Origin of the sequence: Pseudomonas sp. 2(2015) (assembly GCF_000955865.1) — a bacterium.
GTDB lineage: Bacteria > Pseudomonadota > Gammaproteobacteria > Pseudomonadales > Pseudomonadaceae > Aquipseudomonas.
In genome coordinates, this window is the sequence record NZ_JYOF01000004.1 from 77110 (window position 1) to 92375 (window position 15266).

The 15266-nt window shown below is 62.6% G+C and carries 10 protein-coding genes; 5 read left to right on the forward strand and 5 right to left on the reverse strand.

The features are described 5' to 3' along the window. Together glyA and UB48_RS08490 are read right to left on the reverse strand one after the other, a co-directional pair. The coding region (gene glyA / locus UB48_RS08485; RefSeq protein WP_045195922.1) for a serine hydroxymethyltransferase at positions 1–1003 on the reverse strand (1003 nt) is incomplete at its 3' end. Between the two features lie 196 nt (positions 1004–1199). Continuing rightward, positions 1200–5030, reverse strand: a complete 3831-nt coding sequence (locus UB48_RS08490) for an EAL domain-containing protein (RefSeq protein ID WP_045195924.1) — start codon at positions 5028–5030, stop codon at positions 1200–1202. Between the two features lie 267 nt (positions 5031–5297). Here UB48_RS08490 and ettA point away from each other — a divergent pair, with 267 nt between their 5' ends. Continuing rightward, positions 5298–6962, forward strand: a complete 1665-nt coding sequence (ettA, locus tag UB48_RS08495; RefSeq protein ID WP_045195926.1) for an energy-dependent translational throttle protein EttA — start codon at positions 5298–5300, stop codon at positions 6960–6962. 232 nt (positions 6963–7194) lie between these two features. After that, the gene (gene gdhA / locus UB48_RS08500; protein ID WP_045196574.1) at positions 7195–8532 is read left to right on the forward strand and encodes an NADP-specific glutamate dehydrogenase; all 1338 of its coding nucleotides are present in this window, start codon (positions 7195–7197) and stop codon (positions 8530–8532) included. A gap of 39 nt (positions 8533–8571) precedes the next feature. On the opposite strand, the gene UB48_RS08505 is transcribed toward gdhA, so the two are convergent. From UB48_RS08505 to UB48_RS08515, 3 genes are all read right to left on the reverse strand, one after another. Continuing rightward, the gene (locus UB48_RS08505; protein ID WP_045195929.1) at positions 8572–8928 is read right to left on the reverse strand and encodes a lipoprotein; all 357 of its coding nucleotides are present in this window, start codon (positions 8926–8928) and stop codon (positions 8572–8574) included. An 88-nt stretch (positions 8929–9016) separates the two neighbouring features. Next, complete coding sequence (locus tag UB48_RS08510) at positions 9017–10870, reverse strand: DUF4105 domain-containing protein (RefSeq protein WP_045195931.1); 1854 nt, start codon at positions 10868–10870, stop codon at positions 9017–9019. Positions 10871–10947: 77 nt separating this feature from the next. Further along, positions 10948–11436 (reverse strand): DUF3015 domain-containing protein, encoded by a 489-nt coding sequence (locus UB48_RS08515; RefSeq protein ID WP_045195933.1) that lies wholly within the window; start codon positions 11434–11436, stop codon positions 10948–10950. A 277-nt stretch (positions 11437–11713) separates the two neighbouring features. Here UB48_RS08515 and UB48_RS08520 point away from each other — a divergent pair, with 277 nt between their 5' ends. The 3 genes from UB48_RS08520 (at position 11714) to UB48_RS08530 (ending at position 15256) form a co-directional block, all read left to right on the forward strand. Continuing rightward, on the forward strand, positions 11714–14152 hold the full coding sequence (locus UB48_RS08520; RefSeq protein WP_045195935.1) for a Lon protease family protein: 2439 nt from the start codon (positions 11714–11716) through the stop codon (positions 14150–14152). A gap of 172 nt (positions 14153–14324) precedes the next feature. Continuing rightward, positions 14325–14666 (forward strand): hypothetical protein, encoded by a 342-nt coding sequence (locus UB48_RS08525; RefSeq protein WP_010226382.1) that lies wholly within the window; start codon positions 14325–14327, stop codon positions 14664–14666. Between the two features lie 101 nt (positions 14667–14767). Next, positions 14768–15256: a TIGR00645 family protein gene (locus UB48_RS08530; RefSeq protein WP_010226381.1), complete on the forward strand. Its 489-nt coding sequence runs from the start codon at positions 14768–14770 to the stop codon at positions 15254–15256. The last annotated feature ends 10 nt before the right edge of the window (positions 15257–15266 follow it).

Below are 15266 nucleotides of genomic sequence, written 5' to 3' on the forward strand. Positions count from 1 at the left end.
CGGCGTCGGCGTCTTTACCGGAGATTTCCTGCTTGATCAGCGACAGCAGGAACAGGTGGTTCTGGGTACCGCCGGAGACCACGTCAAAACCGCGCTCGATGAACACACCGGCCATGGCCTGGGCGTTCTTCACCACTTGTTGCTGGTAGGTCTTGAACTCAGGCTGCAGCGCTTCTTTGAAGCAGATGGCCTTGGCGGCGATCACGTGCTCCAGCGGGCCGCCCTGGGCGCCCGGGAATACTGCGGAGTTGAGCTTCTTCTCGATCTCGGCGTTGGCACGCGCGAGGATCAGGCCACCACGTGGACCGCGCAGGGTCTTGTGGGTAGTGGTGGTGACCACGTCGGCGAATGGCACCGGGTTCGGGTACACGCCTGCAGCGACCAGGCCGGCAACGTGGGCCATGTCGACGAACAGGTAGGCACCGACCTTGTCGGCGATTTCACGGAAGCGTGGGAAGTCGAGGATCTGCGAGTAGGCCGAGAAACCGGCAACGATCATTTTCGGCTTGTGCTCGACCGCCAGGCGCTCGACTTCGTCGTAGTCGATCAGGCCGTTGGCGTCGATGCCGTACTGAATGGCGTTGTACAGCTTGCCCGAGGAGCTGACGTTGGCGCCGTGGGTCAGGTGACCGCCGTGGGCCAGGCTCATGCCCAGGATGGTGTCGCCGGCCGACAGCAGGGCCAGGTAGACGGCGCTGTTGGCTTGCGAGCCAGCGTGCGGCTGGACGTTGGCGTAATCGGCGCCGAACAGCTCCTTGGCACGGTCGATGGCCAGTTGCTCGACCACGTCGACGTATTCGCAACCGCCGTAGTAGCGCTTGCCCGGGTAGCCTTCGGCGTACTTGTTGGTCAGCACCGAGCCCTGGGCTTCCATGACAGCGGGGCTTGTGTAGTTTTCCGAGGCGATCAGCTCGATATGTTCTTCCTGGCGCTGAGCTTCTTGCTCCATGGCGGCAAAGAGATCGGCGTCGTACTTGGCAATGGTCAAATCACGGCTGAACATGGCGGTCCTCAAGGATCGTGCTGAAATAGGCGGGCATTCTACCTCATCAGCTTTTGTCTGGCATATGAAAGGGCATCATGTCGCAGACAAATGGGGCTCATGAGCGACAAGCTGCAAGCTTCAAGCGGCAAGTCAAAGGCCGGACGCGTAACGCTTCTAACTTGCCGCTTGTAGCTTAAGGCTTGCAGCTTCCTGCCTATTCGAACATGAACAGGGTTTCGTTGCTGAACTGCGCCTCGAACTGATGCGCCGGCATCGGTCGGCCGAACAGGTAGCCCTGCACTTCGTCACAGCCGTGTTCACGGAGGAACTCCAGCTGTTCGTGGGTCTCGACGCCCTCGGCGATCACCGCCAGGTTCAGGCTGTGGGCCATGGCGATGATCGCCCGGGCGATCTGTGCATCCTGCTCGCCCTCAGGCAGACCGTCGACGAAGGTGCGGTCGATCTTCAGCACGTCGATGGGGAACTGCTTGAGGTAGTTGAGCGACGAATAGCCGGTGCCGAAGTCGTCAACGGCGATGCTCAGGCCGAGGTTCTTCAGGCTGTCGAGGATCACCATGGCCTCGTTGACCTCGCGCATCAGGATACTTTCGGTCAGCTCCAGCTCCAGGCATGCCGGCGGCAGGCCGGTTTCCTTGAGGATGGTGGCGATGCGTTCGCCCAGTTGACCGTCGGAGAATTGCCGCGCCGAAATGTTCACCGACACCTTCGGCACCCGCACCTTGGCCTGGTGCCAGGCCTTGAGCTGGCGGCTGGCTTCCTTGAGTACCCAGTCGCCGACATCGACCACCAGGCCCAGCTCCTCGATCACCGGGATGAAATCCCCCGGCGGTACCAGCCCGCGCCGCGGATGACGCCAGCGCAGCAACGCCTCGGCACCGGTCAGGCGCTTGCCGTCGCCGCTGAACTGCGGCTGGTAATAGAGGATGAATTCGTTCTGCTCCAGGGCATGGCGCAGGTCGCTTTCCAGCTCCAGGCGCTCCAGGGCACTGGCGTTCATGTCGGCCTGGTAGAACTGGAAGTTGTTCTTGCCGCGCTCCTTGGCGTGGTACATGGCGGTGTCGGCGTTCTTCATCAGCTGGCTGAGTTCGCTGCCGTCCTGCGGGCTCAGGGCGATGCCGATACTGGCGGTGACGAAGAACTCGCGGTTCTCCAGCACGAATGGCCGCACCAGGCTGCCAAGGATCTGCTCGGCCACGTGAATGGCCCGGTTCAGGGCCATTTCGCGGGTGGCGCGCGGTTGCAGCAGCAAGGTGAACTCGTCGCCGCCCATGCGCGCCACGGTGTCGTCGTCATCGACGCAGTCGAGCAGGCGCTCGGCCATGTCCTTGAGCATGCGGTCGCCCGCGGCATGGCCGAGGGAGTCGTTGATCGGCTTGAAGCGGTCGAGGTCGAGGAACATCAGCACCACCCAGGCCTTTTGTCGCTCGGCTTGCTGCAGGGCAGTGTGCAGGCGGTCCTGGAACAGGGTGCGGTTGGGCAAGTGGGTCAGGGCGTCGTAGTAGGCCAGGCGATGGATGCGCTGTTCGCTGGCCTTGCGCTCGCTGATGTCGGTAAAGAAGCACACGTAGCTGGCCAGGTCGCCTTCATCGTCGAGCACCGCGGTAATGCCGACCCAGGCCGGGTAATGTTCGCCGCTGCGGCGCTTGAGCCACACTTCACCTTCCCAGGTGCCGCGCTGGTGCAGTTGTTTGAGCACGTAGCGCAGGTGTGCATCCTGGTGCTCATCGACGGTCAGCAGGCTCGGCAACTGGTCCAGCACGTCGGCCACGGCATAGCCGCTGACGCGGCTGAAGGCTTCGTTGGCCTGGACGATGTAGCCGGCCGGGTCGGTAATGAGGATCGCCGAGGTCGAATGCTCGAACACCGTGGCGGCCATGCGCAGGTCTTTCTCGGCGCGGCGCTGCTGGCTGATGTCGCGGCCCACGCCAAGGATGCCCTCGAAGCGCTCCTGGTCATCCCAGACCAGCACCAGGCGCAGCTCGATCGGGATCTTGCGGCCATCGGCGCGCAGGCAATCGAACAGGAACAGCTGGGTCGGCAACTGGGTGCGCAGCAGTTCCATCTGTTCGGGGTCGCCCAGGGCCTTGTTGACCCGCTCGACCAGGCTGTAGATACCGGTGAGCTGGGCCGGGTTGGCGATGGTCGAGTGCCAGCCGTTCTCGAAAATCCACTCCACTTCAAAGCCCAGCACCGCCTGGATCGACGGGCTGACGTAGTTCAGTTGCAACTGGCTGTCGGTGGAGAAGATCACGTCGCTGATACTTTCGGCGAGCATGCGGTAGCGCTGTTCGCTGTCGCGCAGAGACTCGCTGGCCTCGATCTGCTCGGTAACGTCCTTGCCGACGCCAATGATCCGCGTCACGCAACCTACGCTGTCGCGGGTCAGGGCCTGCTCGCGGATGTCGAAACGCAGCCAGCGCTGGTCGTGGTGACGGAAGCGCAGCTGGCAATGCAGTTGCTCGACGTAGCCCGAATCGCGTTGCTGCTGGCGCAACTGGTGATAGAGCTGGGCGTCGTCCGGGTGCAGCAGCACCTCCCAGAAATGGTCGCCCATCTGCGCAAGCTCGGTGCGGCTGTAACCCAGGGTCTGGCCGAGGTTGCGGTTGCTGAAGATCATCAGCTGGCTATGCACGTCCTGGACGTACAACTGGTCGGGCACGGTGCGCACCACATCCGACCAGAAGCTTTCGCGCTCGAGCAACGACAGCTCGACCTGCTTGCGGCTGGTGATGTCGCTGATGCTGAGGATCACTGCCTGGTAATCGCGGCGCTGCTGCGGGAAACGCACCATCAGCCACAGGTGCAGGTCGTCGCCACCGGGCACCGGCAGGCGCACTTCCAGCTCCAGCTGCTGCTGGTTGTCGAGGATCGCCCCGAGGAGCTGGATGCCGATGCCTTCGTTGCCGGTCTGCGAGCCTTCGACCAGGCGTTGCCAGGCACTGTCGCAACAGTTGACGCCCAGCAGTTGCAAGGCCACCTGGTTGACCTCGGTGACTTTCAGCTCCTGGAGCAAAATCCGCCGCAATGGCTGGTCGAAAGCCAGGCGCTGTTCCAGCGCCGGGCGGCTGCGCAGGCGATAGCGCTCGAGCTGGCCGGGCAGGCCCGAGAGATCTAGCACGCACAGGGCGACCCCGGTGCCTTCGAAGATATCGTGATAGCGTCGGCGGCTTTCCTGCAGCAGGCGATGGCGGCGGCGCATGTTGATCAGCGCCAGCAGCGGGATCAGCGCGCAGAACAGCCCGAGCATGCATTTGCCGATCAGCGCCGGCAGCAGTTGCTGGCGGGCAAGGCCGGCATCGAACAGGCCGCGCAGTTGCCAGGTACTGTTGTCGAGGAACGCCAGCATCACGCTTTGCAGCGGCTCGTCGCTGCCGGGGGTCGGCTGATGGCGGTTGATGATCTCGCCGGTGCGGCTGTTTTCCAGCAGCCACAACGGGTGATTGGGGCGGTCCAGGTGGTTGGTCAGGTCGCTGTAGTAACCCGGGGCCAGGCGCAGGAACCAGTAGCCGCTGGGCGCCTCGCCCGGCTGGCGCAGCAACAGGTAGACCTGCTGGTTGTCGGCACTGTTGCTGTAATAGAAGTCGCGGCCCTGGTTGAGTCGCAGCAGTTCGTCCAGTGCCTGGTAATCGGGTGTATCCTTCAGGCTGTCGGCCTGCAGGCTGCCATCGGCACCAATCCAGGCGACGCTGAGCAGCTTGGGCTGCTGCTGGCGCAGTTGCGCGATGACCTGCGCCAGTTGCTCAGGGGCAGGCGATGAGCGGTAGGGCTGGATCTGGTTGAGCGCCACCTGGGCCTTGAGCGCCATGTTCAGGCTCATGTGGTCGGCGAGCTCGGCGCTGGCGTTCAGGCTGTGCTGGTACTGGTCAGCCTGGGTATGACGGAACTGGGCGATCAACTGCCACAGCAGCAGGCCTAGCAGCAACAGCACCAACAGGGCCAGCGCGCCTTTCAATGAGCCGCGCAGCGGCGAGCCTGACGCAGTGGCCGGCTTGCGCAGGGATGACGGCTGAGTGAGATTGGTCAAACGTTGATCCTGCGGTATGGCTGGATGGCAGGTTTAGAGCTGCTGGTTGGCAAGTGCCGCGTTCCTGGCGACGGCTCCGGTTGCGCACTATAAGCCGGACGCCCGAAGGGCGGCTAGCATGCCCGCAAACGTGGCAAAGTGCCAGCCCTGTTCGTCGGCGGTTTGCCCAACCCGGCGCATTACGGTAGCTTTGGCCCTTTCCTGGGCGCCACGGCGCCCTTCATCTGTTTCGTTTCTATTTTTTCGTCTCTGACGCTAGGTTTTTCCATGGCTCAATACGTCTATACCATGCATCGGCTGGGCAAGGTTGTCCCGCCGAAGCGGGAAATCCTCAAGAACATTTCGCTGTCCTTCTTCCCCGGCGCCAAGATCGGCGTGCTCGGCCTCAACGGCTCGGGTAAATCCACCCTGCTGAAAATCATGGCGGGTGTCGATACCGAGTTCGACGGCGAAGCCCGTCCGATGCCGGACCTGAACATCGGCTACCTGCCGCAGGAGCCACAGCTGGACCCGTCCAAGACCGTGCGTGAAGTGGTCGAGGAAGCGGTCAGCGTGATCAAGGATGCCCAGGCTCGCCTGGACGAAGTCTACGCCGCCTACGCCGAGCCGGATGCCGACTTCGACAAGCTGGCCGCCGAACAGGCCAAACTCGAAGCCATCCTCCAGGCCAGCGACGGTCACAACCTCGAGCGCCAGCTGGAAGTGGCCGCCGACGCCCTGCGCCTGCCAGCGTGGGAAGCCAAGGTCGAGCACCTGTCCGGTGGTGAGAAGCGCCGTGTGGCCCTGTGCCGCCTGCTGCTGTCGGCCCCCGACATGCTCCTGCTCGACGAACCGACCAACCACCTGGACGCCGATTCCGTCGCCTGGCTGGAACACTTCCTTCACGACTTCCCGGGCACCGTGGTCGCGATTACCCACGACCGGTACTTCCTCGACAACGTTGCCGGCTGGATCCTCGAGCTCGACCGCGGCGCCGGTATTCCGTATGAAGGCAACTATTCGGGTTGGCTGGAAGCCAAGTCCGATCGTCTGGCCCAGGAATCCAAGCAGCAGTCGGCCCATGAAAAGGCCATGAAGGAAGAACTGGAGTGGGTGCGCAAAGGCGCCAAGGCACGTCAGTCCAAGTCCAAGGCCCGCCTGCAACGCTTCGAAGAAATGCAGTCGCAGGAATTCCAGAAGCGCAGCGAGACCAACGAGATCTACATCCCGGCCGGTCCGCGCCTGGGTGACAAGGTCATCGAGTTCAAGAACGTCAGCAAGGGCTATGGCGATCGCGTGCTGATCGACAACCTGTCGTTCTCCATGCCAAAAGGCGCGATCGTCGGCGTGATCGGCGGTAACGGTGCCGGTAAATCGACTCTGTTCCGCATGCTGATGGGCAAGGAACAACCGGACTCGGGCAGCATCGAGATCGGTGAAACCGTGCAACTGGCCTGCGTCGACCAGAGCCGTGAAGACCTCGACGGCAACAAGACCGTGTTCCAGCAGATCTCCGACGGCTCCGACCAGCTGCGCATCGGCACCTACGAGATTCCGTCGCGCACCTACGTTGGCCGTTTCAACTTCAAGGGCGGCGACCAGCAGAAGTTCGTCAAGGACCTCTCCGGTGGTGAGCGCGGCCGTCTGCACCTGGCCCTGACCCTGAAAGAGGGCGCCAACGTCCTGCTGCTCGACGAACCGTCCAACGACCTCGACGTCGAAACCCTGCGTTCGCTGGAGGAAGCCCTGCTGGACTTCCCGGGCGCCGCCATCGTGATTTCTCACGATCGCTGGTTCCTGGACCGTGTGGCGACCCACATCCTGGCCTACGAAGACGATTCGCAGGCGGTATTCTTCGAAGGCAACTACACCGAGTACGAAGCCGATCGCAAGAAACGCCTGGGCGAAGCGGCTGCCCAGCCGCACCGCGTACGGCACAAAAAACTGGCATGACCCTCAGGGGTTTGCACTGAAACGGGGCCTTCGGGTCCCGTTTTTTTTGCCCGAAATTTACCCCGGCCCTGTAGGAGCGGGCTTGCCTCGCGATACGGCTTAACATGTATACACTTATACAAATGCACCATTTAATTTCATAAAAACGACATTGCGCCCTGTTGCGGTGCCGTGGCTTCTTGGTAAAGTCGAGGAAAAAACATAAGTCCAACTCCATCTGGTGAATGTCTACATGATCGAATCTGTCGAAGATTTCCTCGCCCGCCTCAAGCAACGCGACCCGGCCCAGCCTGAATTCCATCAGGCGGTCGAAGAGGTGCTGCGCAGCCTCTGGCCGTTCCTCGAAGCCAATCCACACTACCTGCAGGCCGGTATCCTCGAGCGTATGGTCGAGCCTGAGCGGGCGATCCTGTTTCGCGTGTCGTGGGTCGATGACCAGGGCAAGGTCCAGGTCAACCGCGGCTACCGCATCCAGATGAGCAGTGCCATCGGCCCGTACAAGGGCGGCCTGCGCTTCCACCGCTCGGTGAACCTCGGCGTGCTCAAATTCCTGGCCTTCGAACAGGTATTCAAGAACTCCCTGACCTCGCTGCCCATGGGCGGCGGCAAGGGCGGCTCGGACTTCGATCCGAAGGGTAAGAGCGATGCTGAAGTCATGCGCTTCTGCCAGGCATTCATGAGCGAGCTGTACCGCCACATCGGCGCCGACCTCGATGTGCCGGCCGGCGATATCGGCGTTGGCGCCCGCGAGATCGGCTTCCTGTTCGGCCAGTACAAGCGTCTGGCCAACCAGTTCACCTCGGTGCTGACTGGCAAAGGCATGACTTACGGCGGCAGCCTGATCCGCCCGGAAGCCACCGGCTACGGCTGCGTGTACTTCGCCGAAGAAATGCTCAAGCGCCAGGACCTGCGCATCGACGGTCGCCGGGTGGCCATCTCCGGCTCCGGCAACGTTGCCCAGTATGCGGCGCGCAAGGTCATGGACCTGGGCGGCAAGGTGATCTCGCTGTCCGACTCCGAAGGCACCCTGTACTGCGAAGCCGGCATGAGCGACGAGCAGTGGGATGCGCTGATGGAGCTGAAAAACGTCAAGCGCGGCCGTATCAGCGAGCTGGCCGAACGTTTCGGCCTGGAGTTCCGCAAGGGCCAGCGCCCCTGGAACCTGGCCTGCGACATTGCCCTGCCATGCGCGACGCAGAACGAACTGGACGCCGAAGACGCCCGCACCCTGCTGCGCAACGGCTGCCTCTGCGTGGCCGAAGGCGCCAACATGCCGACCACCCTCGAGGCTGTGGATATCTTCATCGAGGCCGGCATCCTCTTCGCCCCGGGCAAGGCCTCCAACGCCGGCGGCGTTGCCGTCAGTGGCCTGGAGATGTCGCAGAACGCCATGCGCCTGCTGTGGACCGCCGGTGAAGTGGACAGCAAGCTGCACAACATCATGCAGTCGATCCACCACGCCTGCGTGCACTACGGCGAAGAGAACGGCCGCATCAACTACGTCAAAGGCGCCAACATCGCCGGCTTCGTCAAGGTTGCCGATGCCATGCTGGCCCAGGGCGTGGTTTAAGTCTCGGGCTCGACGGCGACGACTTCGGGTGCTTGCGGCCTATTTGTGTCGATAGGCGCGCGCGGCGTCGCGATCCTTTTCTTCCTGCCACTGCTCATCGCGCTCATCCCAGTGACGGGCGCGATACTCCTGCAGGTCCTGGTTCTCCTGCATGGCGTGGCACTGGCGAAAGCCGTCGTCCCAGCCGGACTCGTACTGGCGGTTGTGCAGGTAGCGCGGCACGTCTTTGCGAAAGTCCCCGGCCATCACCCCGGCGGCCTGGCGACCGCTGCTGCAACCGTCCTGGAAGCCATCGGCATAGGCCGGTGGGTAACCTTGATTGATCAATTGCTCATGGGTTGTCTGGCAACCTGTGAGCACACCCATTACCACCATTACCAGCCAGTACCGCCGCATGTTCAGACTCTCCGCTTGCCAGGGAAAGTCTAGGCGGGCAATTGTCGGCGGCGTGTCAAAAGCATGTGATCAAGGTATTGGGGCCTTGCTAATAGTGATACCACTTGAGCTCCAGCATCACCTCGTTCTGCGCTGACGCAAGCTTGCTGAAGTCGCGGCTGGCACTCAAACGTACACCCAGATCGCGGGACAGCTCCCACTGCTGATTCAGACTCAGGCTACGGCGCACCTCGCCATTGGTGAAGTAGTCGGCCTTGGCCTCGACGCTCAGGTTGCCCAGCGGGTTGCGCCACAGCATCCCGGTATTGAAGCCTGCAGCCGGCGCAATGAAGCCGGCGAAGTCATTGTTGTGCTCGACGCGCACCGTGCCCAGGGCAAAGCCCAGTACGTCATCGGCCAACTGCCAGGTAGCGCCGGCGCCGCCATTGACGTGGCTGACCAGCGCCTCGTCGCCGTGCTTGCCCAGCACTCGCTCAAGCCCCCCGGCGACCTGCCAGGACCAAGGTTGCAGCAGGGCGTTGCGCGGGGTCAGCGAGCGGATGGTCGCCAGGTCCAGACGCTGCACCTGCCAGTCGTTGCCTTCGTACTGGCGCAGCTTGAGCTGGAGGATCTCGATCTGTGCGCCAAGGGGGAAGCCGTAGGCGTTGTCGTTGAGGTCGTGATAGGCCATGCGCAGGCCATATTCGGCGTAGGCGCGATCATCGCGGCTGCCCAGGCCCAATTGCCAGGTACGTGACTGGTGGCCGTCCTCAGGCAAGCCGGGGCGCTCGATCTCAAGCTCCGGCGGCGGGTTGCGGTTGATTGCCCGCAGCAGCTCGAAGCTGCGCTTGGTCCGCGCCGGGTCGCGCTCCTGACCGTTGGCGCGGTAACGCTCCAGGCGGTAGGCGGCGTCCTGCACCAGGGCCTGGCGCTCGCGGGGCAGGGCGGTGAACGCGGGGCTTTGTAGCTGCGCGGTGTCGGCACTGACGGCCAGCACCTGTTGCTGTTCCTCGGCCTCCAGCGGCTTGGCGCGCTCCAGCAGTTCGCGCTCGCGCGACGGCCGGTAGTCGATACGCTCGACCAGGCCGGCCTGCTTGACCGCCTTGACCGTGTCGGTGGGGATCGCGGTCAGCGGGAACTGCGAAGTCAGGTCCAGGCTCGGGCGCGCCACCTGCAGCAGCTCGAGCAGGCGGTAGGAGCAGTTTTCGTCGAAGAAGAAGTAGTCGAACTGGATCTGCTTGAGTTCCCAGACGTGCTCGACCATGCGCCCGGTTTCTTCCGGGGTCAGGTTCAGCCGGTATTCCCACAGGTCGCGGTTTTCCAGGCTACGGTACTCGGAGAGTTTCTCTTGGTAGGGCACCAGGGCGAACAGGCCCGGGTAGCCGCCCATCAGGCCCTTCCAGGCATAGAGGATGCTGTTGTCGCTGCCTTCGATATAGGCGCCGAAGTTGATCGCGTAGCTGAGCAGGGCGGTTTCGTTGCTCTGCACGTCGGCCTGGTCGATGCGTAGCAGGGTATGGCCGAACATCGACGAGGGACTGTTGAGGTAGGCGGCCGGGAAGATCATCACCGCACTGTGCGGCGAGACGTCCTTGAACCACTGGGTGTAGTCCTTGCAGTCCGGGCTCGGCAGGTCGTCCAGTTGCAACTGCTCGCGCAGCCAGCGGGTACGTGCCGGGAACACGCACTGGGCATGTTTGTCGCCCAGGCTCGCCGGTGCGTACAGCGCCTTGACGGTGGCGCGCAGCTCCTGGTCGGGGTGATGGGCACCGTCCTGGGCAAGAAAGAAGCGTTGGTCATCGACATAGCTGCGCCAGCCGCCCAGCTTGGCCGTCTCGTAATGGCCGAGGGCGATCCAGTAGCGGTCGGCCGCCAGTTGCTTAAGGCGTGCTTCATCGAATGAAGGGGCAGCATGCAGCGGGGCGCAGGCACAGAGCGCCAGGTAGGCAAGGCGTTTGAGCATGTCGGGCAACTAAGTCTGAATGATGCCGATAGAGGCGGACAACAACCCGCCCCGGTGAAGGGGCGGGTGGGCCGAGCTTAAGCCTGGGTGGCGTATTTGGCCAGGCGTGGATCGCTTTTCAGTACCGCGAGGGTGTTGCTGTGTACATCTTCAGCCGTGACATCGGCGGTTTTGAAGATGTCCTGGAAGTGTTGATGGGTAACCGCGGCGAAGTGCGCGCGATCTTCCGGTGCGACACCGAGCACCACGGCATAGGTGGTCAGTGCTTCACCTTGACCCTTGGCCATGTCTTCGGAGAGTTCGTTCATCATGCCGTTCATGGCGAACCATGATTTACCGCCATAGGTCAGCGCAGCGTTGGTCGAGCAGCCGTTGGTGCCCGAGGTCATGCCGAAAGTGGCGTTGCCGGAGGTGCCGTTGGTGGTGGATGCAAGGAAGTGGGCCGGTGTGCCGCGTTGGCCCTCGAACAGCATGTTGCCCCAGCCGCAATCCGGTCCGCCAGGGGCCTGGGCCATGGCATTGAGGGAGACCGCGGTGAACAGAGTACCCAGAAGAATCCGTTTCATAGCATTGTTCTCTTTCTAGAATTACATACCAAAGGTCAGGGTTGTCTGGCATATCTGTAGGACCAGTTGCCAGGGCGGGTCGGTTATTTACCCAGCCGCGCAGTTTGGAGTTTAGGCACGATCTAAGGGTTCCGTGATTTATTGCGAAAGATTGCCTGAAAATATTGACGTAGATCGGCTTTTCGCCCCTGCGACAATTAGCAGCGATGAGCCTTGCAACGTGCACGCGCACGGCGCCAGAATGCTGACATCCGCCCCGCCGAAGTAAGGAAGCCCGATGCCCGATCCTGTCGCTGCGAGCCTGCGTCTTGCGCCCGAAGCCCTGACCCGGCCGTTTTCCGCTGAACAGTTCGCTTTTTCCACCACCAATGATCTGGAGCCTTTTCGCGGTGTGCTTGGCCAGGAGCGTGCAGTCGAAGCCTTGCAGTTCGGCGTCGCCATGCCGCGTCCCGGGTATAACGTCTTCGTCATGGGCGAGCCCGGCACTGGCCGTTTCTCGTTCGTCAAACGCTACCTCAAGGCCGAAGGCAAGCGCCTGCAAACGCCGTCGGACTGGGTCTATGTCAACAACTACGACGAGCCACGCGAGCCGCGCGCGCTGGAGCTGCCACCGGGCAGCGCCGGTGCGTTCATCAGCGACATCGGTGGCCTGATCGACAACCTGCTGGCAACCTTTCCGGCAGTGTTCGAGCACCCGTCCTACCAGCAGAAAAAAAGCGCCATCGACCGCGCCTTCAACCAGCGATACGACCGTGCCCTGGATGTGATCGAGCGCGCCTCGCTGGAAAAGGACGTGGCCCTGTACCGCGACAGCAGCAACGTTGCCTTCACCCCGATGGCCGACGGCAAGGCGCTGGACGAAGCGGAATTTGCGCAACTGCCGGAAGCCGAGCGCGAGCGTTTCCACGACGATATCGCCGCGCTGGAAGAACGCCTCAACGAAGAACTGGCGAGCCTGCCGCAATGGAAGCGCGAATCGAGCAACCAGCTGCGTCAACTCAACGAAGAAACCATCACCCTGGCCTTGCAGCCATTGCTGGCGCCGCTGTCTGAAAAGTACGCCGAGAACGCCGCCGTCTGTGCCTACCTGCAAGCCATGCAGGTCTACCTGCTGCGCACAGTGGTCGAGCAACTGGTTGATGACAGCAAGACCGACGCCCAGGCGCGCAAGCTGCTCGAAGAGCAGTACGCACCGAGCCTGGTGGTCGGCCATCACGCCAGCGGCGGGGCGCCGGTGGTGTTCGAGCCACACCCGACCTACGACAACCTGTTCGGCCGTATCGAATACAGCACCGACCAGGGCGCGTTGTACACCACCTATCGGCAACTGCGCCCGGGGGCCCTGCACCGGGCCAACGGCGGCTTCCTGATTCTGGAAGCCGAGAAGATGCTCAGCGAGCCGTTTGTCTGGGACGCGCTCAAGCGCGCCCTGCAGTCGCGCAAGCTGAAGATGGAATCGCCGTTGGGCGAGTTCGGCCGCCTGGCCACCGTGACCCTCAACCCGCAGATGATCCCGCTGAACATCAAGGTGGTGATCATCGGTGCGCGCCAGCTGTACTACGCCCTGCAGGATCACGATCCGGACTTCCAGGAGATGTTCCGGGTGCTGGTCGACTTCGACGAAGACATCCCCATGGTCGACGAGAGCCTGGAGCAGTTCGCCCAGTTGCTCAAGACCCGCACCAGCGAGGAGGGCATGGCGCCGCTGAGCGCCGACGCGGTGGCGCGCCTGGCGACCTACAGCGCGCGCCTGGCCGAGCACCAGGGGCGTTTGTCGGCGCGTATTGGTGATTTGTTCCAGCTGGTCAGCGAGGCGGACTTCATCCGCCACCTGGCCAATGACGAAATGACCGACGCCGGGCACATCGAACGTGCGCTCAAGGCCAAGGCCACGCGCACCGGCCGTGTGTCGGCGCGGATTCTCGACGACATGCTGGCCGGCATCATCCTCATCGATACCGACGGCGCCGCGGTGGGCAAGTGCAACGGCCTGACCGTACTGGAAGTCGGCGACTCGGCCTTCGGGGTGCCGGCGCGGATCTCCGCCACGGTCTACCCCGGCGGCAGCGGTATCGTCGACATCGAGCGCGAGGTCAACCTCGGCCAGCCGATCCACTCCAAGGGGGTGATGATCCTCACCGGTTACCTGGGTAGCCGTTATGCCCAGGAATTCCCCCTGGCGATCTCCGCGAGTATCGCCTTGGAGCAGTCCTACGGTTATGTCGACGGCGACAGCGCCTCGCTGGGCGAGGCCTGCACGCTGATCTCGGCCTTGTCGAAAACCCCGCTCAAGCAGTGCTTCGCCATCACCGGCTCGATCAACCAGTTCGGTGAAGTGCAGGCGGTCGGTGGGGTCAACGAGAAGATCGAGGGCTTCTTCCGCCTTTGTGAAGCCCGTGGCCTGACTGGCGAGCAAGGCGCGATCATCCCGCGTGCCAACGTTGCCACGCTGATGCTCGACGAGCGAGTGCTGCAGGCGGTACGCGCCGGCATGTTCCACGTCTACGCCGTAAGCCAGGCCGACGAGGCCCTGAGCCTTTTGGTCGGTGAACCTGCCGGTGAGCCGGACGAAGAAGGCCAGTTCCCGGAAGGCAGCGTCAACGCCCGGGTCGTCGAGCGCCTGCGGGTAATTGCCGAGATGATCAGCGAAGAGGACCTCAAGGAGGCAGAAAAGGAGCACGCCGAGCAGGCCCTGGCCCAGGTCAAGCCGTCCTGATCTGAGTGGTACGAGTCAAAAAAACGGCGCTAAATGGAACATGACCATTCGGCGCCGGTTTTTCCACGCATGGGCGGAATTCTTCTATTCTTCAGTTCAGGGACAGTGGTAGGTACAGGAAGAGACAGCCTTCACCTGAAGGCTGAACAAGGGTTTACCGAGGACCTCCGCCATGCCGCGCAGCCTCAGCCTCACCCGTCAATGCCTGGGCCTGGTGACCCGCATTGAATGCAGCATCCGCCCATTGGCCGGTGACAACGGCATGTGGACCCTGCTGTTTGCCGCCGGCATGGCTGGCGAGCAGCCCTCTGCGATCAAGGCCCAGGGGCCGTTTCACGGGCCATTCGTGGCCGAATCGGTGCTCAACGCCATTGTCGACAGCCTGACCCTGCACGGTTACCAACTGGCTGACGATCCGCAGATCTGGTGCGTGCACCTGCAAGCGCAACTGCGCCGGATCAACGGTGAGCGTGTGCATCACGTCGGCGACTTCCAGTTCCATCCGGAAACCTGAGACGGCCTGCGCCGCGCCTGTGGCAGCGTGCCACGGGCTTTTTCTGTCATGGGTGGCTGTTATACTCGCGCTCGCTTTTTTGCCAACCTGACGAGTTTTCAATGGAACGTATTATCGAAAATGCGATGTATGCCTCGCGCTGGCTGCTCGCGCCCATCTACTTTGGTCTGTCGTTGGGCCTGTTGGCGCTGGCACTGAAGTTCTTCCAGGAGATCTTCCACGTCCTGCCCAACGTCTTCGCCCTGGCTGAAGCCGACCTGATCCTGGTGCTGCTGTCGCTGATCGACATGGCCCTGGTCGGCGGCCTGCTGGTGATGGTGATGATTTCCGGTTACGAGAACTTCGTCTCGCAGCTGGATATCGACGAAGACAAGGAAAAACTCAGCTGGCTGGGCAAGATGGACTCGTCTTCGCTGAAGATGAAAGTCGCAGCCTCGATCGTGGCGATTTCCTCGATCCACCTGCTGCGGGTGTTCATGGACGCGCGCAACATCGAACCCCAGTACCTGATGTGGTATGTGATCATTCACATGACCTTCGTGGTCTCGGCCTTTGCCATGGGTTACCTGGACAAGGTCACCAAGCACTGACCCAGGCCTT